This window comes from Thalassolituus sp. UBA2009, assembly GCF_002335285.1.
GTDB classification, from domain to species: domain Bacteria; phylum Pseudomonadota; class Gammaproteobacteria; order Pseudomonadales; family Oceanobacteraceae; genus Venatoribacter; species Venatoribacter alkanivorans.
The window spans coordinates 651-23,015 of record NZ_DDCJ01000030.1 but is presented as its reverse complement, the minus strand read 5'-3'; the positions used below and the strand labels follow the sequence as shown (position 1 = coordinate 23,015).

The window sequence follows — 22,365 nt, the reverse complement described above, 5'->3', positions numbered from 1 at the left end:
ACGGTTGGCCAGGAACTTAGGCGCTACCTGCGGGAACATGGCGAAAGTCAGGGCGTCGTCGATCTTGTCGGCTGCCAGCTTGAAGCCTTTTTCGGCCGCCAGTTTTTCAACGTCGGCAATCACTTTGNNTCGTTGCCATCGACGGTGATGGTGAAGGTATCTTCAGCGTCGCCTTTCGGAGCCGGTTCAAAGGCATCCGGGTTGCCACGGTTGGCCAGGAACTTAGGCGCAACCTGCGGGAACATGGCGAAGGTCAGGGCGTCGTCGATCTTGTCAGCAGCCAGCTTGAAGCCTTTTTCGGCGGCCAGCTTTTCAACGTCGGCAATCACTTTGTCCAGCTCGTTTTCGAGCAGGTCTGCCGGACGGCAGGTGATCACTTCAGCGCCATCCAGAACACGGGCCTGCAGTTCGGCGTTCATTGGCGCAGGGGCTGCACCGTATTCGCCTTTCAGGATGCCCTGGGTTTCTTTCGAGATAGACTTATAACGCTCGCCGCTCAGTACGTTCAGTACCGCCTGGGTACCCACGATCTGAGAGGTAGGAGTAACCAGTGGGATAAAGCCCAGATCTTCACGCACACGCGGGATCTCTTTCAGTACTTCATCGAACTTGTCAGAAGCACCCTGCTCGCGCAGCTGGTTTTCCATGTTGGTCAGCATGCCGCCAGGAACCTGAGCCACCAGAATGCGGCTGTCGGTGCCTTTCAGGGCGCCTTCAAACTTGGCGTACTTCTTACGTACGTTACGGAAGTAAGCAGCAATTTCTTCCAGCAGCAGCAGATCCAGGCCGGTATCGCGCTCGGTGCCTGCCAGTGCAGCAACCACAGACTCAGTAGCGGTGTGGCCGTAAGTCATGGACATAGAAGAAATAGCGGTATCCACACGGTCAATACCGGCTTCTACGGCTTTCAGAATGGTCATATCCGACAGACCAGCGGTCGCATGAGCGTGCAGCTGAACTTCGAGGTCGGTTTGTGCTTTTAAGCGGGAAACCAGTTCAAAAGCAGCATAAGGGGTCAGCACACCGGCCATATCTTTAATGGCGATAGAGTCTGCACCCATGTCTTCGATCTGCTTGGCCAGGCTTACCCAGGCTTCCAGTGTGTGTACCGGACTGGTGGTGTAAGACAGAGTGGCCTGCGCGTGTTTGCCCTGTTTTTTAACCGCTTTTAACGCGGTTTCCAGGTTGCGCGGATCGTTCATGGCGTCAAACACACGAAATACATCAACACCGTTGGTGGCTGCGCGTTCAACAAATTTTTCAACTACGTCATCGGCGTAGTGGCGGTAGCCCAGCAGATTCTGACCACGCAGCAGCATCTGATGCTTGGTGTTCGGCATGGCTTTTTTGAATTCGCGGATACGATCCCACGGATCTTCACCGAGGAAACGAATGCAGGAGTCGAACGTAGCGCCGCCCCAGGATTCGAGAGACCAGTAACCAACCTGATCAAGTTTTGCAGCGATTGGCAGCATGTCATCAATGCGCATGCGGGTAGCCAGAATGGACTGATGGGCGTCGCGCAGAACGACGTCGGTAATTCCTAAAGCTTTCTTAGAATCGGACATGGGTGATGGCCTTTTCTTCCTTTAACGTTGTAAACGTTTGGGTTGTTATTATACCGCTCGCTACTTTTGGCGCGCGCGATGCTCTTTTACCGCTGCTGACAGTACTTTCAGCAATTGCGGGTCCACTCCCTGAGGCTTAGCGGCACGCACGGGGGCGGCGACAACTTCCTGCTCAGGGGCGAGTTTATTTACCAGCTTGGACATGAATCCGGTCACGAACACCAGCATCGTCAGAAAGACGAATACCACGCCCATACCGAAAATCATCAGCTCCAAACCCTGTGATACGAGACTAGGCTCTGACATCAGGGGCTCCTTTGAATGATTGGTTCTGTGCTCCCCACCCCTCGGCCCGGTTGAAAAATAACCTTCCGGGCTGGGCGGCAAAACCGACGTAGATTACTGAAAAGGCCATACCAGCGCAACCTGATCACCGCCAATCCTGACCCGTGTCATGGCTTGATACCATGCTTAACCGACGCCAGAAACCATGCGGCCCGGACTGACCATACGGTCAGGAAAACAACCTGTCCGACACTGCACTTTGCTGGAGCTGCCACATTGCCGCCGCTATAATGCCCGCCCGATCACCAAGACCCGCCACCATGTTCACAGGCCAGCTGCCTTTTAATAACCATCCGCACCGCCCTTATATTGCCCTCGCACCGATGGAAGGGCTGATGGACCACCACCTGCGCGACCTGTTAACCCGCGTCGGCGGCATCGACCACTGCGTGACCGAATTTATCCGCGTAACCCAGCAGGTCTACCCGGCCAAGGTGTTCCGCCGTTATTGCCCGGAATTGCTCAATGGTGGCAAAACCCCCGCAGGCACACCGGTGCATGTACAGTTATTAGGCTCCGACCCGGAATTAATGGCCGCCAACGCACGCAAAGCCGCCATGCTCGGTGCCCCGGCCATCGACCTGAATTTTGGCTGCCCGGCCAAAACCGTGAATAAAAGCCAGGGCGGTGCCGTACTGCTGCAATACCCGGATTTACTCGCGCGCATTACCAGCGCCGTACGCGCGGCCGTGCCCTCGCATATTCCGGTCAGCGCGAAAATGCGCCTCGGTTTTGCCGATAAAGAACTGGCACTCGACAACGCCCGTGCCTTAGCCTCCGGTGGTATACAGTGGCTGACCGTTCACGCCCGCACCAAAACCGAAGGCTATAAACCACCGGCCTACTGGGACTGGATTGCACGAATAAAAGAAGTGACCGACATCCCGGTGATTGCCAACGGTGAGATCTGGACGCCACAACAGGCGCGTCAGTGCATGGCCGAAAGCCATTCCGACCTGATTATGATTGGCCGTGGTTTAGTCGCCGTGCCCGATTTAGCGCTGCAGATTAAAGCCGACCACGGTTTGCTTGCGCACAGTGCCCACGGCTGGCAACAGCATCTGGAGATGATGCAGGCATTAATACCCTGCCTCGCGCACCTGCCGGAAAAAGCCCAGACCGACCGTTTAAAACAGTGGCTGCATTATTTCTCGCTGCAATCGCTGGAAATCCGCGCCGTGTTTGAGAAGGTAAAACGCCAGCGCAGCCTGCAGGACTTTTTTAACAGCCTGGCCGAAACCAGCGCCGACGTTGCCGCCAATCCACCAAATGCCTCCGACTACAAGGCTTACCAACATCAGGGATTCTGATAGTCTGGTCAGCAGCTATTAAGGAGGATAACCATGACCACATCGTATAAAGGCTCCTGCCTGTGCGGCGCCGTGCAATTTACCGTAACCGGCAACTTCCAGAGTTTTTTCCTGTGCCACTGCCAGCACTGCCAGAAAGACACCGGCTCGGCCCATGCCGCCAACCTGTTCTCCACCAGTGCCACCCTGAACTGGGATCGCGGCGCAGAACAGGTAAAAGCCTTTAACCTGCCCAACAGCCGCCATTGCAAAAGCTTTTGCCGCGAATGTGGCTCCGCCCTGCCCACCCGGCAGATGGACGGCCAGTTACTGGTGGTGCCGGCCGGCAGTCTGGATAACAGCCTGAGCATGCGCCCCAATGCGCATTTATTTATGGCCAGTAAGGCCGACTGGGATCACGATTTAGAGAGTGTGACCAAGCTGGATGGTTTGCCGGGGTGATGGGCAGCCTTACCGATACGGCCTGGCAGGCGCGAACTGCTGACGCAACAACTCAGACGCAAAACCGTATCTAAAACAAACACCGAACGGTAGGAGCGGGCCATGCCCGCGAGACTGCAAAAACAGCATTTTATTGTCGGAGCGGCTTCCCATTGTCGGAGCGGCTTTCCATTGTCGGAGCGGCTTTCCATTGTCGGAGCGGCTTCCATTGTCGGAGCGGCTTTCCATTGTGGGAGCGGCTTTCAGCCGCGATTACCGTTCGCCTCGTCGATCCTGAGCCAGAAAGGTAGGGTGGGCACTGCCCACCAGACCAACGTTTTTAATATCAGGAAGAGCCAAAGCAATACCTGTCACCCGTTGCCACTTGTAACCAGTTTTATCAACTAATTGAACCCACCCCCAAAATTCAGTACTCTCGAACCAAAGCAGGGATGCCGCCATATCGTACGAACACCCCGTCCGGACACACGCCCTCCCCGCTTACAACCCCGAATGATAAAACCACGCAATTCCTGCCCGGCGTTTATAAGGACGGGCGGCAGCGTGTCTGGACTACAAGCAGACCTGAGCAATTTTTACTGCCGAAAAAGCACTGAAAATGAACAGAGAAAATAATGTACAAACAACCCGTATATTTTACTGTTTGCGAAATCTGATGCGCATTTACGCTCCGATAGCAAAACGCTGCATGCGCGGATTGACACCCTCGGCCAAAAAAGAAGCCTAAAAAATCAATCACTCAGGATTCTGCGAAAAGTGATAACGCGCACAATGTAAAGAACGGTTCAGGGGAAAAGCGCGCATGCGCATTTATATCCTGAAAAGAAAGAAAATAACGATGATTTTTACAGTCCGGCCAATAGGTTAGGCTGGAAATCTGAATAAGGGCTTAGGTGTATTAATGAGCATGCCTACGAATAAACTAATGTGCCTTCATAGCATCTGCAGTTGAAAACTAATATTCGAACTATAAGGAAGTAATATGGCCAGCGTTATCGCTGAATATCAAAGATTTTTGGAGGTGTTAGCTGTAAGACCTATAGATAACGATATTCGTCGAATGGCAAACCTAATATATTTAAATCTTCCACACTTGGCACAGGTGGGCGCTGCTCGCAGAGCTCGATCATTACGATTAGCGCCGATTGCAATAAACCAACTTTTAGAAACCTCCCCTGAGTTACCTGAATTTAATAATATTAATGCTGATGGCCATAATATTGGCCGCCTGCATCAATTAAGCGTGGGTCCGTTTAGAGGGTTTACAAATCAGGAGATATTTGACTTAAGCAATCCAATTACTCTTGTCTATGGTGCCAACGGTACAGGGAAGAGTAGTTTTTGTGAGGCTCTAGAAACGGCGTTGTTAGGCTCTATAAGTGAGGCCCAAGTAAAACGAATTGATCATAACACTTACTGTAAAAATGCAAGGCTAGGACAATATATTCAACCTGTTATATCAACAGTAAATGGAAATAATCCTCCGGTTAATCTAGAGCCAAATGAAGAAAAGTATAGGTTCTGCTTTATTGAAAAAAACAGACTGGATGATTTTGCTCGAATTGCTTCAAGAACTCCAAGCGATCAAAGACAATTAATTGCTACGCTTTTTGGCATTGACCAATTTTCGGACTTTGCAAGAGGATTTAACCCTTCTCTTGATGAAAACTTAAACCTTACTGGACAACGAGCACAAGAGCTTGCAATAAGACGACAGGCATTGGCTAGCGCAGAAAAAGTTATTCAGGAATTTCCGCAGCGTCTTTCACAAATTAATATAAATGAAGGCCAAATTGCAGAAAGAATTCAGCCAGGAAGCAACTATGAAGCAGTTAATCTGTGGTTAGTTGGAAATCAGGATCAGCAAGGTCGCCTCCCATATGTACAATCTCTACTTGATGCTCCTTCGCCAACTGTTTACGGCCTAACTGCAGAACAACTTACATCAGCGTTTAATCAAGTATTCGCTATCAATAGTACATTGCAAGGCATCAACACCGAATTGGCTCGTCGTGCAGGTGAAGTTTCATATAAACAACTATATGAATCAGTGCTCCAGTTATCTTCTTCAAACCCGCATAACTGTCCAGCATGTGGCACTAACCTCCAGTCCGTAGCTAAAAATCCATATGAGGCTGCAGTCACTGGTCTTGAACAACTTGGTGAACTAGCTGGTTTGCAACAACAAGCGAAAGAACAAAGTGACGCATTGAATGAGTCGATGCGAAAATTACATCAATTGATGGTCAATACAATTAATGCGGCAGCTCTAGTTTGCCCCCAAATGCTCGGAGAGAATGCGCTACCAGTTTTGCCTCCTACATCAACTGGTCAATGGCTACAGGTATGGGTTAATGACAATAATAGTTCTTGGAATGTGTTGCTAAATCTATGCACGCATATTGAAAAATCAGATGTTGAAGCTCGCGAAGCTCTAGCTCAACGCCAACAGCTGGCTGAAGAAAGAGCTAGACTTGATGGATATCGCATCGAGATAGAGAGGGCAAAATTAATACGACAAACTGCAGAAAGTGAACTTGCAGAAGCAAGAACAACAGTTGCCAATTTTGATGAGGCTAATAGAGAGCTAATTGAATTGGTAGCTGCAGAGGTGCAAGTAGTCGAATTTCATAACAGAGTTAAAAGATCATATGATGGGTTTTTACAAGAGATCCAATCATATCTACGCAATCTACCATCTCAATTACTTCAAGGTTTGGGACAAAGGGCTCGCGATCTATACAATTCATTCAATCGTGATGACTTACCAGTAGACTTATTACAAAGTCTTTGGCTGCCAATTGCTGAAAATGGAAAAATTGAACTTGAGTTTCAGGAGCAATTAGGAGTCCGTTATGATGCATTAACGCTGCTCAGCGAAGGACACATTAAGTGTTTGGGGTTAGCAATATTGCTCGCAAAGAATATTGAGGAAGGTTGTCCTATCGTTATTTTTGATGACGTAGTAAATGCTATTGATGATGATCATAGAAATGGGATCTGGAGAACATTCTTCGAAGATGGTTTGTTGGATGAAAAGCAGGTCATCTTAACATCTCACGCTGAGGAATTTCTTCATAGAATCCAACAAGAGCTAGGTGCGGCACGAGCAAGTGATATAGCACTATATAAATTTTTGCCGCATCAAGGGGAGCATCACTTACGTGTTGACACCAATCCTCCTTCAAAGAATTATGTTCTTAAAGCCCAGCAGGCATTTGCTAATGATGATAAACGAGAAACTCTCTATTACTCTCGAGCAGCTATAGAGAGCCTAACGGACCGACTATGGACTTGGATGGGAAGACATGGAGATGGACGTATTGAACTTAAGCTTAGTGGGCCCCGATCACCGTGGGAGTTGAATAATAAGTGCAATAAGATTCGTTCTTCTTTGAGAAGGAATCAGAATCCGTCTAATGCAATTATTTCCTCGCTTGGAGCTTTAGATGCGTTGTTAGGAGTAGCTGGAGGCTCAATAGAATGGGGATGCCTAAATAGTGGAACTCATGACTCTCAGCGAGATGGCGAGTTCGACCGAGCGGCTGTTGAAACTATTGTCCAAGCTGTGGGCACTTTAGATCAAGCGTTAACGGAGCTTCAAAATGGGCGATAAGCAAGTAGCACATAACAAGTCAAAGCACTCGGACGCAGCAAAGCTGCGCCGGTGTTTGAGGCGTTATTTTCCCCATACCAATCAAGGAGATAGAAATGGGATTTTTTGACAAACTAACAGGCGGAAGCCAAAAATCAGACGGTCGCAGTGGAATCATTGATTCTGGTCGTAATAAAAATACTGGCGGCCATGATCATAGAACTAATAAAGGGGATGATCGGACTCCGTCTCAGAAGGAAGGTGACAAAAGTAGGAGGAAGTAAAATAATAAGCAAAGGCATTGAACGCGCATAGCGCGCCAATGCTTTGAGCGTTATGTACTTACACAGTCAATCTGCCTTATAATTCAAGCTTTAAAGAATTTTGGTTTAAGTTATTGATTTATGAAATTTTTAATTCTATTTTCACTCATATTTATTACTAGTGTTGCACATGGAGATGTACCGCAATGGATGAAGCGATCAGAGCCAAACAATTTAGGTTTGTATTCTTCAGTCTATGGCGACTGTCCCTTTACTAACGAGGCACTAGTAAAGCGCATTGAGGGGGAGTTTCTTAGGGCGCGTATAAAGGCTAATAACGATCTTTCATTTAACCTAACCGTTAATACTCTATGCATGAGCATTACTAATAAGGGGGGAGACAATACAGGCACAGCGGTTTCCTATGAAATTAGGTTTGGTACACAAATTCCAGCAGGCGATTTCGTTTTGTATGAAAGCCCTAGTTATGGTTCGATGCTTATTGGTGGAAAAGGCCCTGAATCGTCACAGTTTTTTGTAACGACTATTACAAGTAGTGTAGAAGAGGCTCTTACGGACTATCTCAGGGCAAATTTCTAGTAAAACGTACATAACAAACGCCTCAAGAGGGACTGTCAACGCGTAGCGTTTCCAGTCCGATTGAGCCGCGGTGGTTGCAGTTGTTGTGTTTGAGTTTAGTGTTATGCGTTGCCAGCCCCTTAAGCGGGCGTTGAGACTGTAGAAAAACTCCAAAAATAAGTCACTTTTAAGTAAAATCAGGCATCTCACAAAGGATGTTCACGATACCGAATTTCAAAAGTACAACTATGCGCAAAGCGCTATGGTGGTTGTCGATTTCGAGCAACAGATACGCCCTGGAACCTTCGAGTTCACGCTTCATTTTATGCGCCTGCAGGACGCCGGCTTGGATAATACTGCGCCTGTATGTCCCGGCATAGATGCCAGGCGAGCGAATAGGGCCATGGACGGCCCATTATTCGCGTTATCGCGACCGCGGGGTTATTCAGATCGGGTGAAGTCCTGCACAGCGCGAAGCGGGCCGATTGTGTGCTCCTGCACAATCTGCATTTCCGCCATCCATGGCGGTCAGGAGTAAGCGCCCGACCGGCGTGAAGGGTAAGCCCCCTCAAAGAGGTCATAGGGCCGGGCTGCAACCCAAAAAGTCAACCCGCGCAGCAGCTACCCGACAGTAACTACACCACAACGACAATGAAGAATTGTCGTTCTTTTCCTGAACCATACAAATGATTGATCTCCTGAAAAACTTTCAGCCCTCCCAAAGAGAAAAAAATAAAATATTATTACCTATAGAATTTAACACTTAGAATAGCCCTTTAAATACTGCTAGCATATGCCATCATATAAAAATCAATTAGAAATATGATATTCGAAAAATAATAACATCCCATCTTGATAAAAAATTTTAAAACAATTACAACCAGAGCATGAAATAAAAAAAATAAACAATGAAAAGGAATATAAATTGAAAAAGATACTATTAATACCATTCTGCTTAATACTAGCCTCATGCATAACAACTAAAGTTCGAGATTTCACCGACCCTGACTATACAAACTATGCTGTAAAGAAGATTCTCATTGATGCACCGACCCTATTTTTCTATGAATCATTCTCAAGCAATCTACAGAATATCGACGTCCAGCACGCTACAATTGAGAGTTTATTTCTACCAACCAGAACCTATACAGAATCAGAAAAAATCGAAATCATAAGAAACAATGGATTTGACAGTTTATTAGCAATCGAAGTCGCTAACGAAGACCAATCGAGCACCATCATCGGCTATAACACTAACTCCTACGCCAACGCCTATAGCACAGGTTATAATAGCACATACGCCTCCGGCTCCAGCACAACAACTCCCATCGTATCCCACAATCGAAGCACTCAAGCACAAGCAAAACTGTACGATCTTAAAACAGGCCGAATCATATGGATTGGCAATTTAAATACCAAAGCAAGCGGAGCTCTATACATGTCAAGCGGAGCAACAATAAATAGCATGACAAGGAAAATTGTCACATCTTTAATCAACAGCGGCCATCTAACAAAGATAGAAATTAAAAAATAATTTAAATAATCTTTTAAAAAATCGAAATTAAAACCCAAAAAAGCCTGCCGGGAAACCGGCAGGCTTTTTTATTTCACGCTTAATCTAACAACCATCTCAGGCGTAGAAGGATTTTCCTTCAGCCGCCATTTCCCGCAGCATTCCCGGGATTTTGTAGCGGTCGCCAACGCTGGCGGCCAGCTGGTCGGCATTGGCGATAAAGGTATCGATGCCTTCCATGGTTTCTACAAAGGAGATTACGCCGCCGGTCTGTGGTGCAAAGCCCCAGCCGAAAATGGAGCCGATATCGACTTCATGGGCGCGGGTAATTACGCCTTCGGCCACACAGTGCAGGGTTTCTACCGCCTGTGCGTACAGCAGACGCTGTTTTACGTATTCCACCGATGGCTGTTCAGCCGCCAGCGGGAAGCGCTCGGCCAGCCCGCTCCACAGGGATTTTTTGCCCTGAGGGTCGGCCGGATAATCGTAGAAACCGACACCGGCTTTTTTACCAATGCGCTTGGCTTCGTGCACCATGTACTGCACTACTTCGTCAGCCGGGTGCGATACATAGGCGTCGCCCAGGTCTTTCTGGGTCTGGCGGCCAATGCGGTCCATCAGTTCCAGCGTAACTTCGTCGCTCAGCGCCAGCGGGCCAACCGGCATACCGGCCAGTTTGCCTACGTTTTCGATCAACGCCGGTGATACACCTTCTTTCAGCAGTGCCATACCTTCGAGCACGTAGGTTTTAAATACACGCGAGGTGTAGAAGCCACGGCTGTCGTTAACGGTAATCGGGGTTTTCTTCAGTTGCTGCACATAATCCAGCGCCCAGGCCAGGGTATGCTGCGAGGTTTTTTCGCCCATAATAATTTCCACCAGCGGCATTTTGTCGACCGGTGAGAAAAAGTGCAGACCAATAAACTGCTCAGGGCGTTTGCTGGCTTCGGCCAAGCCGGTAATCGGCAGGGTCGAGGTGTTGGAAGCAAAAATAGCATCATCACCCAGCACCGCTTCGGCTTTGGCAGTAACGTCGGCTTTAATAGTGCGGTCTTCGAATACCGCTTCGATCACCAGATCACAACCTTTCAGGTCGTTATAATCAGTGGTGGCGAGAATGCGTGCCAGTGTCGCATCGGCTTTTTCCTGCGCCATTTTGCCGCGTGATACACGTTTTTTCAGCAGGCCTTCGGAATAGCTTTTGCCTTTATCGGCGGATTCCTGCGCGGTATCCAGCAGCACCACTTCCATACCGCTCATGGCGGAAGAATAGGCAATACCGGCACCCATCATACCGGCACCTAAAATACCGACTTTGTTAAACTGTTTTTTCTCCACGCCTTGTGGGCGGTTTTTCAGTTTGTTGGCATCCTGCAGCGCCACAAAGAAGGTGCGGATCATGGCTTTTGCCTGATCAGACAGCAGCAGCTCGGTAAAGTAACGCGCTTCAACATCCAGAGCCTGATCAATTGGCAGCTGACAGCCTTCAAACAAGGCCTGCAGAATACGCTGTGGTGCGAGGTAATTACCCATGGTTTTCTTGCGCAGCATGGCTTCTGCGCCCATAAATACCTGAGCTACCTTCGGTGACTGTACTTCGCCACCCGGTAATTTAAATTTCTTCTCATCCCACGGCTGTACACAGGCTTTCGGGTTATCCAGCAGCCATTGTTTGGCCGCTGCAATCAGCTCTTCTGCGGCAACCACGTCGTTAATCAGACCGGCGGCTTTGGCTTCTTTGGCTTTGGCCTGAGTCGCCTGCAGCAACCACGGCATCGCTGCCTGAATACCCAGCATACGCGCCAGACGCTGAGTACCACCGCCACCCGGCAGCAGACCCAGATTCACTTCCGGAAAACCGAACACGGCTTTTGGATTATCGGCAGCAATGCGGTGATGACAGGCCAGCGCGATTTCCATACCGCCACCCAGTGCAGTGCCGTTTAAGGCAGCAACAATCGGCTTACTGCCCTGCTCCATGCGGCGCATAATCTGATGCAGGCTGCGCACAAAACCAATAATGGTTTCGGCATTTTGCGGCATGGTCTGAATTTCTTTTAAATTCGCGCCGACAACAAAATCGGATTTACCTGAGGTTAATACAATGCCTTTTACCGCATCGTTGGCCAGCAAGGCTTCGAGAGCTTCGTTCAGTGCAATTACTGCACTCTGTGCCAGTGAGTTTACCGGCCCGTTCTGATCGTCCCAGGTTAAAACCGCAATACCCTGAGCGTCGATTTCATGCGTAAATGTAGTCATAACATATCCTTTAATCTGTCAAAGCCTGCGCTGCTGAAAACCGCTAAAAGCGTTACCGAGGCAGCCTATGCAAGGCAAAACGTGTTTGAGGAAGCGGAGTTTACTGACGGCTAAATGAGCATTCCGAAACACGTTTTAACGCCGCAGATGCAACGCAGGTAGCTTTTAAACCCGTTCGATAATGGTGGCAGTCCCCATCCCACCGCCCACGCACAGGTTGATTAATGCAGTGTTCAGGTCGCGACGCTCCAGTTCATCCAGCACAGTGCCGAGAATCATGGCACCGGTTGCCCCCAGCGGATGGCCCATGGCAATGGCACCGCCATTTACGTTGATTTTGCTGTGGTCAATATTCATATCTTTCATAAACAGCAGAACCACCGAGGCAAAGGCTTCGTTCAGTTCCCACAGGTCAATATCGCTGGCCTGCATCATGCCGTTTTTCAGCGCTTTACGCGCAGACGGCGCCGGGCCGGTAAGCATGATGGTTGGTTCAGAACCAATGGACGCTGCCGAGCGGATACGGGCACGTGGTTTTAATCCCAGCGCCTGCCCCATTTCTTTGGTACCGATTAATATCGCCGAGGCACCGTCAACAATACCGGAGGAGTTACCGGCATGGTGCACGTGGTTAATACGCTCAACCTGCGGATACACCTGCTGGGCAATGGCGTTAAAACCCAGACCGCCGTGCATTTCGAACGATGGCTTCAGACCGGCCAGCGATTCAACCGTCGCTTCCGGGCGCATATGTTCGTCACGGTCGAGCAGGGTTAAACCGAGCTGATCTTTCACCGGAATAATGGAATTTTTAAAGTAGCCATTATCCCAGGCGTGTTTGGCGCGACGCTGTGATTCCACCGCGTAGGCGTCCACATCGGCACGGGAAAAACCATTCAGGGTAGCAATTAAATCAGCGGAAATACCCTGGGGGACAAACGACAATTTATTGGTTACTGCAGGGTCGGTGTAATAAGCGCCACCACCGGCCCCCATCGGAATACGTGACATACATTCCACACCACCGCCGATGGTCATCTGTGCTTCACCGGCTTTAACTTTGGCGGCGGCCATATTGACCGCTTCAAGGCCTGAAGCACAGAAACGGCTGACCACAGTACCGGCACAGGTTTGTGCATAGTCGGCCATTAATACCGCGGTACGGGCAATATCGGCACCCTGTTCCATCACCGGTTCCACACAACCCAGTACCACATCGTCAATCTGAGAAGTATCCAGATCGTGGCGTTCCTGCAGGCCACGCAATAAACCTGACATCAGGCTGACCGGTGTTACTGTGTGCAGGCCGCCGTCTTTTTTACCACGACCGCGCGGTGTGCGTACCGCATCGAAAATATAGGCATCAGTCATTTAAAAACTCCTTGTGCGCACACGCTTAAATAGTACGCGAAATAATTTCTTTCATAATTTCAGAAGTACCGGCGTAAATACGCTGTACACGCGAGTCGGCGTAAGCACGGGCAACCGGGTATTCCCACATATAGCCGTAACCGCCGTGCAGCTGCACACACTCGTCGATAATGCGGCACTGTGCTTCGGTGGCCCAGAGTTTGACCGAGGCCGCAGCGTCGATGCTCAGCTTGCCTTCGCAATGCAGTTCCAGACAGCGGTCAACGTAGCACTGGGTTACTTCCAGTTCGGTACGGATTTCGGCCAGTTTAAAGCGGGTATTCTGGAAAGAAGCCACCGGCTTACCGAAGGCTTTACGCTCTTTCACGTAGGTAACAGTAGCGTCGTAGCAGGCACGCGCAGCAGCGGCGCCAATAATGGCCACACTCAGACGTTCCTGCGCCAGTTCCTGCATCAGATAAATAAAACCGGCGTTACGCTGGCCGAGCAGGTTTTCTTTCGGAATGCGTACGTTGTCGAAAAACAGCTCCGAGGTATCCTGCGCTTTCATACCAACTTTTTTCAGGTTCTGACCACGACTGAAACCGGCACGGTCGGCTTCGACCAGAAACAGGCTCACGCCTTTGGCACCGGCACTGGTATCGGTTTTTGCGACCACAATATAGAGGTCGGCCATCTGACCGTTGGTGATAAAGGTTTTGGAACCGTTAATGACATAATGGTCGCCGTCTTCGGTGGCGGTGGTACGCACACCGGCAAGGTCGGAACCGGTGCCCGGCTCGGTCATGGCGATGGCGGTAATCACTTCACCGGTACACATTTTGGGCAGCCATTTCTGTTTCTGCTCTTCGCTGCCGTAATGCAGGATATACGGGGCAACAATATCGGAGTGCAGGGAGAAACCCGGGCCTGAAGCAAACACATAACCCTGCTCTTCGATGGCGATAGCCGAATAACGGAAATCCACACCGGCACCGCCGTATTCTTCCGGAATATGGGTACATAAAATGCCGGCTTCACCGGCTTTCAGCCAGGCTTCACGGGAAATATGACCCTGTGCTTCCCACTCTTCCCAGTGTGGCTGAATTTCGCGCTGCATAAATTTGCGCACGCTGTCGCGGAACATGTTGTGCTCTTCGGTAAATACACTGCGTGGGATCATACCGTGGTCTCCTTGGTGCTTGGTGTCGATGATTTTTTATTACTGTTATCGGTGGATGTGGCCATTTCATGTCCGGCCTGACGGATTACTCCGCGGCTCAGCAGTTGCTGAATATCGGCCTCGGCCAATGCCAGCTCCTGCAGAACGCTGAGTGTGTGTTCGCCCTGCTCCGGGCCGGGTTTATCGGTGATGTGTTTTTGTTCGCCAAACTGAATGGCCGGGGCCGGACAACGGATTTTCTGCCCCTGGGCGGTGGTTAATACCTGCACCATTTCCCGCGCCAGTAATTGCGGATGCTCGAACGCCTGCTGCGGGCTTAAAATCGGCGTGACGCAGCAATCGGTATCGGCAAAGACTTCGCGCCAGTGGCTTTGTGGTTCAGAGACAAAAACCTCAGCCACTTCAGCACGTAATAATTCGGCTTTGGCGCCCATATCCCAGTAACGGTTTTGCCATTCCGGATGACCCAGAACTTCACAAACCTGATTCCAGAATTTTTGCTCCAGCGAGCCCACTGCCATATACAGATCGTCGGCGGTTTTATAAATGCCATAACAGGGGCGCGCACCGGTCAGCATGTCTTGTCCGCGCGGTAATGATTTACCCATTAAATTCATGGTCGCCAGCGGAATCACATTGTGCGCGAAGGTGCAGTCGGTCATGGAAATATCGAGGTAACAGCCTTCGCCCGCGCCGCCATTTAATTGCGAATTCAGGCGACCAACCACACCGCCTAAAATAGCCATGGCGGCACTGAGTGAGCCACCGGCCAGATCGGCAATCTGGAAATTACTTAAGGTTGGCGCGCCACCGGCTTCGCCGACCTGATCGAGCACACCGGCGGTGGCGCAGTAATTCATATCGTGACCGGCTTTTTCGGCCCAGGGGCCGGTCTGGCCAAAGCCGGAAATGGAACACACCACCAGCCGCGGGTTAACCGCTTTCAGTTGTTCATAAGCCAGACCAAGTTTTTTCATCACGCCGGGGCGGAAACTCTCCAGCAGGATGTCGGCTTTGGCCACCAGCTTCATCAGCAGTTCATGACCTTCTGCCGTGGTGAGGTCGAGGCTGATGGATTCTTTACCACGGTTAAGAATATGAAACGCCGGGCTGACAAAGCCTTTTGGCATGCCCAGTGAGCGGGTGTAATCGCCAGCGCCGGTGTCTTCCACCTTAATAACGCGCGCGCCCATATCGTGCAGGTGCATCGAGCACATGGGCCCTGGCAATAAACGCGACAGATCCAGCACCAGCATGCCGGACAGGGGTAAAGTCATGTTGCGCCCTCATTATTGTTATCTGCAGGCTTGTGCCCGTTTTACGGCGGTGCTGTTGTCCATTAACCGCCGTTCGTCGTGACCTTGCAAGGTATTCCGGCCGGGCCGGGACAGGGGCGAATACCGCTGAGTTACCTTAACGTAACTCAGACTACCGGGGGGAGCTGTGGGGGGTCAATGTGCAAATCGCTCAAGCGGATTGACAGATTTGCACTTATGAGAGGAAAAACCGTGACGAAAAAGATCAGCCTGGCTGGTCGTCTGACGCTGGCTGGTCGTCTGGCAGGGGCAGGCGCTGCAGAAACTGCTGGTACGCCTCTTCCGGCGCAATATCGAGCTGGCTGAGATCGGCACCGGCGGCCTGCTCGACCTTCTGCAGCTCAGCGATGGTGGCATCGAGATCGCGGCGCTGGGCTTCCAGCTCCTGCAAGCGCGTGCGGCACTGATGCATTAAGCCCAGCAGACGTTCCGGATTGGAGCGGTCGGCGTCATACAGGTCGAGGTAGGATTTGGTGTCTTCCAGCGAGAAGCCCACACGCTTGGAGCGCAGCACAATTTTCAGCCGCGCGCGCTGGCGGTGATCGTAAATCATGGTGCGCCCGACGCGGCGCGAGGTAATCAGCCCCTTGCTCTCGTACAGACGGATGGCACGGGGGGTAATGCCGAACTCAGCGGCCAGATCGGCAACGGTGTAATTGTTATCGCTCATGTGCATCGGCAACAGGGAAAACGCGCAGTCTACCACTGCGTGAACGGATTCCCAGCATCTGCCCCAGAATCAAGCCCACCATTCACCCCACCATCACCCCCACCATCAGCGGATAACACGGCCTCATGCTATCGGCGTATAATCGGGCGGATTTTTATATTTCGCCTGCGCTAATAGGTCAATACGGGACAAAAACTGACTATAATCTGACCGTCTGTTTACCCTCTGTCCCGGCTGCAGTTCTGGTTTTCAGCAAGGCCGCGGCGAACAAACAACCCCCTTTTCAACATTTCAGGAGTTCTGTATGGATCTGCAAAACAAAGTGGTCGCCATTACCGGCGCGGGCCAGGGTCTGGGTCGTGCGATGGCGGTTTATCTGGCAGCAAAAGGGGCACGGATTGCCATTATCGACCTCGATCAGGGTCACATGGATGAAACAAAACGCCAGGTCGAAGCGGCCGGCAGCAACGGCAACACTTACCTGTGTAACGTTGCCAATGAAGAACAGGTAGAAAGCACCTTCGCCGCCATTGCTGCGGATATGGGCGGTCTGCACGGTCTGGTGAATAACGCCGGCATTCTGCGCGACGGTCTGATGGTGAAAGTAAAAGACGGCGAAGTCAGCAAGATGAGCCTGGCGCAGTGGCAGAGCGTGATCGACGTGAACCTGACCGGCGTGTTCCTGTGCGGACGCGAAGCGGCGGTACAGATGATTAACGGCGGCGAAGGCGGCTGCATCATCAATATCTCCAGTATTTCCCGCGCCGGTAATATGGGTCAGAGCAACTACTCTGCCGCCAAAGCCGGTGTTGCCAGCATGGCCGTTGTCTGGGGTAAAGAACTGGCGCGCTACGGCATCCGTGCCAACGCCATTGCACCGGGCTTTATCGCCACCGAAATGACCGCCAGCATGAAACCGGAAGCACTGGAAAAAATGACCGCAGGCATTCCGGCCAAGCGTATGGGACAGCCGGAAGAAATCGCCTCGGCCGTCGCTTTCCTGCTGGAAAACGATTATATGTCGGGCCGTATTATTGAAGTAGACGGTGGTCTGCGTCTGTAATCCGCCAACCCGGGTTACTCCGGGGATATTTCCGCAAAATAAAAAACGGCAGCTTTGGCTGCCGTTTTTTATGGCGGCTGAGTGTAATAAAACAGAAATATTTCTGCGGCCATGAATTGGCTGCTTAACAACAACGTATTGTTGCAATAAAGGCTCTGGTTATCGGCAGCGGAGTATTTATTCTGGATCATCTTATTTCATGGATGATGCAGTTTACTTATGCCGACATTAACAGAACGTGCCTCTGCTTTTATGGTTCTGGCAGCCAGCCTTTTACTCACTGCCTGCGCCACCAACACCACGCCCTACTCTTATGTGTCGCTGGAAGATGAATATCGCAGCGATGCTTTTTTTACTTCTACCTTCGATAATAAAAGAGTGCTGATTGCCGGTTATCACAAAGGCGACGATGCGGACGAGGCTGAATTAATCCGTTTAATTTCCACCTCGCTGGCCGACCAGCTTAAACGCAGCCGCAATGTCGCCAATGCCACGTCTTTTATTCTCACTAAACCAGCAGCTGCAGCTGACACCACCACAGTATCAGACAGCGAACAACAGGAAGCGCTCAGCGCCGATAAGGAGATTAAAACCACGGAGATGCCTGCACGCTCTGCCGTTGTCAATAATCTGCTGGTAAATCAGCAACAGCAGTTTGATTATCTGATCGACTTCCGCGTTCTTGACTGGCAACGAATGAAACACGCCGAGCGTACCAGCAGCCGCTGTCAGCATGCCGGAACCAATCTGCAACTGAACATGGTGCTGTGGGATATGTCACAACGGACGATGTTGTGGAGCAGCACCCCGGTTGGAAAAATTGGTGTGCATAAATGCGTTGAAGAGCAGGACTCCAACAGTACCCATGAATATCAGTCAGATAATCCCGTCGGTCTGATTGCCGAAGGGTTAATGTATATTCTGATTGATTCCACCACCGATGCCATTGCCACCGGCATCAGTTATAACAGCATGTCACCGGTAAGAGCGCCGCAGATGCGCGAATTAGTCGAACAACTGACCGGCATGATTGCCTTACAAATGAACCGCTACTGACGCTGCTTCACTAACTTCCACGACGGCACCGGGCAGGCATCAGCCTGCTCCCATGGCCTGTACCGCCAGATACTGCTGATTCTCGTGCTGGGCAATGGCTTCACCACCGCCCTGCACCTTCCCACCTTTCCAGCTCAGATTACTTTCCTCGGCCGTTACCGCTTTGGTGGCATTTACCAGCCATTGATTGGCCGTCTCTTCGGGCATACCCGCCGCCAGTTTCTGCAGCCACTGATCATGCAGGGCGCCAATTTTCCCGAAGGTCTGCGCCATCTGCGCCCGCACCAACCCCTGCTGTAACTCGCGCTCGGCAAACAAAGCTTCGATGCGCTCTTTCTGCGGGTGATCATTTGCGACCGTGACACTGCCATCGCTTTCTATCTGCAATTCAATTTCCTGGCTGGTGTCGATACCGGCCTCTGCCAGAGCCTGATTAAACTGCTTTTCAAAGCTGCGGATATCGCCCGGCCCCGGCAGCTTCAGCAGCCCTAGATCCAGACTCTGTAAAGTGGCTGTCAGTTGCTCATCACGGGCTTCGGCCTGCTGCTGAATTTCGGCGGAGGGCGTATAGCCATCGGCCGGCAATGCCTTGCCACTGGCGGCAACGGCTGTTGTCTGTGGCTGCTGACTCAGTAACGGGCTGACGCTGCCGGACTGGGGATGAATGCGCATATCCATAGGTTTCTGCTCCTTCAGGTGACTCTGCGTTCTTGCTGAGAGTTTTGGTTATGAGCAGATGTATCAGCAAAAAGCTTTCCACTTTTCCGGTTCTGTTCCCACGCATAAAGCGAGACTGTTATTATCTGCCCATGCAATCGGATTCCTACGAACGACTCTACACCGCACTGGCAGGCATTCCTGCCGGAAGCGTCGTGACTTACGGCCAACTGGCGGCGCTGGCGGGTATGCCCGGACGAGCGCGCTGGGTCGGGCGGGTGTTGTCACAACTGCCGGAAGGCTCTCAGTTGCCCTGGTACCGGGTTATTAACGCTCAGGGGCGGCTCAGTTTTCCGCCAGGCAGCGCTGCTGCTGCACGCCAGCAGGCGCTGCTAAACGGTGAAGGCGTTGAATTCAGTGCCAGCGGGCGTATCAATCTGAAACGCTTTGGCCTGAACTAACCCCCTTACCTCCGTCATATACGCCCCCGTAAGCCAGATGGCAGGGTTTCACCCGCTGCTCCCCTGTTTACTGCTCCTGCCTCTGCCTTACCCGGCTAAAAGCCCATGCCAACAGGCTTTACAGCCTCGCCGGGACTGATATTTCCTGCGGTGATCTGGCGCCTGACAGCATTACTTTCCGATCAGGCCAAAGACTGCGACATTGCCGCCTGAGTACCACCCAACCCCGAATAAGTGAAAACAAAAGCCGCAAACATGACAGGGGATCACCTGTTTTTTTACACGCCGATAAGAGAAAGTGATCATCAGAACAACGAATAACAATAACGATCACCTCTGAAAAGCGGAAATCACCATGGCTACTGAATATTTTGATGTACTGATTATTGGCGCAGGCCTGTCTGGTATCGGCGCCGGCTGTCACCTGAAAAAAGAATGTCCGGGCAAATCCTTTGCAATCCTTGAAGGGCGTGACGCCAGCGGTGGTACCTGGGATCTGTTCCGTTACCCTGGCATCCGTTCCGACTCCGATATGTTTACCCTGGGTTATGAATTCAAACCCTGGACCAATAAAAAAGGTATCGCCGACGGTGCCGATATCCGTAATTACATCCGTGAAGCATCAGCCGAAAATAACGTTGATCCGCATATCCGTTATGGCCACAAAGTAAAAGCTGCTCGCTGGAGCAGTGCTAACGCAACCTGGACTCTGGATGTTGAGCTGGCCGACGGCAGTAAAAAAGAATACTGCTGTAATTTCCTGCTGAGCTGTACCGGTTATTACAGCTATGAAGAAGGCTTTACACCGGAATTCGAAGGTCGTGATGATTTTAAAGGCCAGGTCATCCATCCACAGCAATGGCCGGAAGATCTGGATTACAGCGGTAAGCGCGTTGTTGTTATCGGCAGTGGTGCCACTGCGGTTACGCTGGTACCTGCGATGACCGATAAAGCCGCTCATGTCACCATGCTGCAGCGTTCACCCTCTTATGTATTAAGCGTTCCGCAACAGGATGCGATGGTTGCCTTGCTGCGCAAAATTCTGCCGCAGAAACTGGCTTACCGCATTATCCGCGGCCGTAACGTTTCTATTACCCTGGGTCTGTACCGCTTCTGTAAGCGCTTCCCGAATGCGGCCCGTAAACTGCTGCAGTGGACAGTAAAAAAACAGTTACCGGCTGATTTCGATATGACGCATTTCACGCCGAAATACGCGCCATGGGATGAGCGTCTGTGTGCAGTACCCGAAGGCGATATGTTCAAGGTGATTAAACAGGGTAAAGCCTCTGTTGTGACCGATCATATTGAGCGTTTTGCTGAAGATGGAATTCAGCTGAAGTCCGGTAAAAAACTGGAAGCCGATATCATCATTACCGCTACCGGCCTGAAAGTGCAGATGCTGGGTAATATGCAGGTAACCATTGACGGCGAACCGCTGAAGCCAAATACCAAAATGAGTTACCGTGGCGTGATGTTCGAAGACCTGCCAAATATGGGCATGGTATTCGGTTACACCAATGCATCCTGGACATTAAAAGCCGATCTGATTTCCAGCTATGTTTGCCGTCTGCTCAAGCATATGGATGACAAAGGTGTGCGCCAGGTTACCCCGCGCAACCATAACCTGACCATTAAACGCCTGCCGTTTATTGATATGCAGTCGGGTTATATTTCCCGGGTTAAAGATCAGATTCCGCAACAGGGTGATGAACGTCCATGGAAGCTGTATCAGAACTACTTCCTGGATATGACACTGCTGAAAATGGCCAGCCTGGATGATCCATCACTGGAATACGCCAACCCGGTCATTGAAGAGAATACAGCTACCAGCGGAGCCGTTTAAGCAATCACGATAACGCTACTCTCACTCCGAACTCCGGATTCATTTTAAGGAGATCGTTTGCGCCGCTACTGCGGCGCTTTTTTTTTGCCCGCCGTTTAGTACTGCAACATAAAAGCCCCTCACAACCGGCAATATTCTGTATCGACAAAGGCATCACTTGCCGCCACAGCCCGGTCAGGGCAAAGTAGCTGCCATTACAATTGTTAATAAGAGTATTATTTTATGAACGCGCGCTCCACGCTGCTGAACATCAGCACCATGGCACTGGCTTTTTCTCTCAGCGCCTGTACCACTCCCACCACCGTCAACCAAGAACCCCGTTTTGTCTGGGATTTACCGGTCAGCGAGTTTTCCCGCTACCACGAATACCACTATCTGTTTGAATTACCCGTGGGCAAAGCAGCACCACTGGATATGTTTGTCAGCTTCTGCACCAATGACGAGGACCTGCTGATGATTGGCGGTATGTCCGGCATCGGTGAAGGAAACATGCTGGTTCGTCGGGCAGACGAACAGAGTGTGGATATTGCTGCCGACGACGTTGAAGAACTGATGGAAATGCTGGTAATGAGTAACGCGCATTTAAGCTGCGACTGGCAGATTGCGCCGGGCAGTAAAACCATTCCGCGTGAAGCCTTGTATTATGTGCGCCATATTAATGGTAAACGCAGTGTGCGTGAGCTGGGTGAGAGTCTGAGAAAAACAGAATAATTACAATAAAAAGGGGAAGCATTCCTTCACTACTGTCCCACAGTTTTTAATCAGCACCGTAGCTAACAAAAACAGCATTTTTTAACATCCAGGCCCAATGCCTCCCAGGAGAACTTATCCCCTTGCCGGCGGGCCGACCCCAGCTTTGCGCTTTCTGGTCCGTCACCCTTGAAACCTTGATA

The 22,365-nt window shown here is 50.8% G+C and carries 17 protein-coding genes and 1 pseudogene; 10 read left to right on the top strand and 8 right to left on the bottom strand.

Annotated elements, in window-relative coordinates; translation table 11 throughout:
• Both oadA and B3P58_RS03460 read right to left on the bottom strand, forming a co-directional pair.
• A pseudogene (gene oadA / locus B3P58_RS03465) lies at window positions 1-1,568 on the bottom strand (sodium-extruding oxaloacetate decarboxylase subunit alpha); the annotation flags it as partial.
• Window positions 1,569-1,628: 60 nt separating this feature from the next.
• Window positions 1,629-1,874, bottom strand: a complete 246-nt coding sequence (locus B3P58_RS03460) for an OadG family protein (protein ID WP_145466031.1) — start codon at window positions 1,872-1,874, stop codon at window positions 1,629-1,631.
• A 299-nt stretch (window positions 1,875-2,173) separates the two neighbouring features.
• On the opposite strand from B3P58_RS03460, the gene B3P58_RS03455 reads away from it, so the two are divergent.
• From B3P58_RS03455 to B3P58_RS03435, 5 genes are all read left to right on the top strand, one after another.
• Window positions 2,174-3,223 (top strand): tRNA dihydrouridine synthase, encoded by a 1,050-nt coding sequence (locus B3P58_RS03455; RefSeq protein WP_260998666.1) that lies wholly within the window; start codon window positions 2,174-2,176, stop codon window positions 3,221-3,223.
• 33 nt (window positions 3,224-3,256) lie between these two features.
• Window positions 3,257-3,664, top strand: a complete 408-nt coding sequence (locus B3P58_RS03450; protein ID WP_286716091.1) for a GFA family protein — start codon at window positions 3,257-3,259, stop codon at window positions 3,662-3,664.
• Window positions 3,665-4,646: 982 nt separating this feature from the next.
• Window positions 4,647-7,280, top strand: coding sequence for an AAA family ATPase (locus B3P58_RS03445; RefSeq protein WP_286716090.1), 2,634 nt, complete (start codon window positions 4,647-4,649; stop codon window positions 7,278-7,280).
• Between the two features lie 383 nt (window positions 7,281-7,663).
• Window positions 7,664-8,122, top strand: a complete 459-nt coding sequence (locus tag B3P58_RS03440; protein WP_286716089.1) for a hypothetical protein — start codon at window positions 7,664-7,666, stop codon at window positions 8,120-8,122.
• Between the two features lie 904 nt (window positions 8,123-9,026).
• Window positions 9,027-9,635 carry a hypothetical protein gene (locus tag B3P58_RS03435; protein WP_286716088.1) on the top strand — a complete coding sequence of 203 codons (609 nt, stop codon included), beginning with the start codon at window positions 9,027-9,029 and terminating at the stop codon, window positions 9,633-9,635.
• A 96-nt stretch (window positions 9,636-9,731) separates the two neighbouring features.
• On the opposite strand, the gene B3P58_RS03430 is transcribed toward B3P58_RS03435, so the two are convergent.
• The 5 genes from B3P58_RS03430 to B3P58_RS03410 form a co-directional block, all read right to left on the bottom strand.
• Window positions 9,732-11,873: a 3-hydroxyacyl-CoA dehydrogenase NAD-binding domain-containing protein gene (locus tag B3P58_RS03430; protein WP_286716087.1), complete on the bottom strand. Its 2,142-nt coding sequence runs from the start codon at window positions 11,871-11,873 to the stop codon at window positions 9,732-9,734.
• A gap of 165 nt (window positions 11,874-12,038) precedes the next feature.
• Window positions 12,039-13,244, bottom strand: coding sequence for an acetyl-CoA C-acetyltransferase (locus tag B3P58_RS03425; protein WP_145466055.1), 1,206 nt, complete (start codon window positions 13,242-13,244; stop codon window positions 12,039-12,041).
• A 25-nt stretch (window positions 13,245-13,269) separates the two neighbouring features.
• Window positions 13,270-14,406, bottom strand: coding sequence for an acyl-CoA dehydrogenase family protein (locus B3P58_RS03420; RefSeq protein ID WP_145466056.1), 1,137 nt, complete (start codon window positions 14,404-14,406; stop codon window positions 13,270-13,272).
• Window positions 14,403-15,683, bottom strand: a complete 1,281-nt coding sequence (locus B3P58_RS03415) for a CaiB/BaiF CoA transferase family protein (RefSeq protein WP_286716086.1) — start codon at window positions 15,681-15,683, stop codon at window positions 14,403-14,405. The genes B3P58_RS03420 and B3P58_RS03415 overlap by 4 nt, the downstream gene beginning before the upstream one ends.
• Before the next feature lie 244 nt (window positions 15,684-15,927).
• Window positions 15,928-16,392: a MerR family transcriptional regulator gene (locus B3P58_RS03410; RefSeq protein ID WP_286716085.1), complete on the bottom strand. Its 465-nt coding sequence runs from the start codon at window positions 16,390-16,392 to the stop codon at window positions 15,928-15,930.
• A gap of 304 nt (window positions 16,393-16,696) precedes the next feature.
• Here B3P58_RS03410 and B3P58_RS03405 point away from each other — a divergent pair, with 304 nt between their 5' ends.
• Entirely contained in the window at window positions 16,697-17,455 is a 759-nt protein-coding gene (locus B3P58_RS03405; RefSeq protein WP_145466062.1) for an SDR family oxidoreductase, read from the top strand.
• A gap of 219 nt (window positions 17,456-17,674) precedes the next feature.
• On the top strand, window positions 17,675-18,511 hold the full coding sequence (locus B3P58_RS03400; protein ID WP_286716084.1) for a hypothetical protein: 837 nt from the start codon (window positions 17,675-17,677) through the stop codon (window positions 18,509-18,511).
• Window positions 18,512-18,550: 39 nt separating this feature from the next.
• Here B3P58_RS03400 and B3P58_RS03395 read toward each other — a convergent pair whose 3' ends face one another.
• Window positions 18,551-19,189, bottom strand: a complete 639-nt coding sequence (locus B3P58_RS03395) for a hypothetical protein (protein WP_286716083.1) — start codon at window positions 19,187-19,189, stop codon at window positions 18,551-18,553.
• Between the two features lie 50 nt (window positions 19,190-19,239).
• Here B3P58_RS03395 and B3P58_RS03390 point away from each other — a divergent pair, with 50 nt between their 5' ends.
• The 3 genes from B3P58_RS03390 (at window position 19,240) to B3P58_RS03380 (ending at window position 22,183) form a co-directional block, all read left to right on the top strand.
• The gene (locus B3P58_RS03390; protein ID WP_414716558.1) at window positions 19,240-19,629 is read left to right on the top strand and encodes an MGMT family protein; all 390 of its coding nucleotides are present in this window, start codon (window positions 19,240-19,242) and stop codon (window positions 19,627-19,629) included.
• Window positions 19,630-19,984: 355 nt separating this feature from the next.
• Window positions 19,985-21,472 (top strand): flavin-containing monooxygenase, encoded by a 1,488-nt coding sequence (locus B3P58_RS03385; protein ID WP_145466068.1) that lies wholly within the window; start codon window positions 19,985-19,987, stop codon window positions 21,470-21,472.
• Window positions 21,473-21,694: 222 nt separating this feature from the next.
• Window positions 21,695-22,183 carry a hypothetical protein gene (locus B3P58_RS03380; RefSeq protein WP_286716082.1) on the top strand — a complete coding sequence of 163 codons (489 nt, stop codon included), beginning with the start codon at window positions 21,695-21,697 and terminating at the stop codon, window positions 22,181-22,183.
• The last annotated feature ends 182 nt before the right edge of the window (window positions 22,184-22,365 follow it).

Coding starts and splice junctions, on each gene's coding strand:
- B3P58_RS03460 (WP_145466031.1), bottom strand. CDS start 1,874: ATGTCAGAGCCTAGTCTCGTATCACAGGGTTTGGAGCTGATGATTTTC.
- B3P58_RS03455 (WP_260998666.1), top strand. CDS start 2,174: ATGTTCACAGGCCAGCTGCCTTTTAATAACCATCCGCACCGCCCTTAT.
- B3P58_RS03450 (WP_286716091.1), top strand. CDS start 3,257: ATGACCACATCGTATAAAGGCTCCTGCCTGTGCGGCGCCGTGCAATTT.
- B3P58_RS03445 (WP_286716090.1), top strand. CDS start 4,647: ATGGCCAGCGTTATCGCTGAATATCAAAGATTTTTGGAGGTGTTAGCT.
- B3P58_RS03440 (WP_286716089.1), top strand. CDS start 7,664: ATGAAATTTTTAATTCTATTTTCACTCATATTTATTACTAGTGTTGCA.
- B3P58_RS03430 (WP_286716087.1), bottom strand. CDS start 11,873: ATGACTACATTTACGCATGAAATCGACGCTCAGGGTATTGCGGTTTTA.
- B3P58_RS03425 (WP_145466055.1), bottom strand. CDS start 13,244: ATGACTGATGCCTATATTTTCGATGCGGTACGCACACCGCGCGGTCGT.
- B3P58_RS03420 (WP_145466056.1), bottom strand. CDS start 14,406: ATGATCCCACGCAGTGTATTTACCGAAGAGCACAACATGTTCCGCGAC.
- B3P58_RS03415 (WP_286716086.1), bottom strand. CDS start 15,683: ATGACTTTACCCCTGTCCGGCATGCTGGTGCTGGATCTGTCGCGTTTA.
- B3P58_RS03410 (WP_286716085.1), bottom strand. CDS start 16,392: ATGAGCGATAACAATTACACCGTTGCCGATCTGGCCGCTGAGTTCGGC.
- B3P58_RS03405 (WP_145466062.1), top strand. CDS start 16,697: ATGGATCTGCAAAACAAAGTGGTCGCCATTACCGGCGCGGGCCAGGGT.
- B3P58_RS03400 (WP_286716084.1), top strand. CDS start 17,675: ATGCCGACATTAACAGAACGTGCCTCTGCTTTTATGGTTCTGGCAGCC.
- B3P58_RS03395 (WP_286716083.1), bottom strand. CDS start 19,189: ATGGATATGCGCATTCATCCCCAGTCCGGCAGCGTCAGCCCGTTACTG.
- B3P58_RS03390 (WP_414716558.1), top strand. CDS start 19,240: ATGAGCAGATGTATCAGCAAAAAGCTTTCCACTTTTCCGGTTCTGTTC.
- B3P58_RS03385 (WP_145466068.1), top strand. CDS start 19,985: ATGGCTACTGAATATTTTGATGTACTGATTATTGGCGCAGGCCTGTCT.
- B3P58_RS03380 (WP_286716082.1), top strand. CDS start 21,695: ATGAACGCGCGCTCCACGCTGCTGAACATCAGCACCATGGCACTGGCT.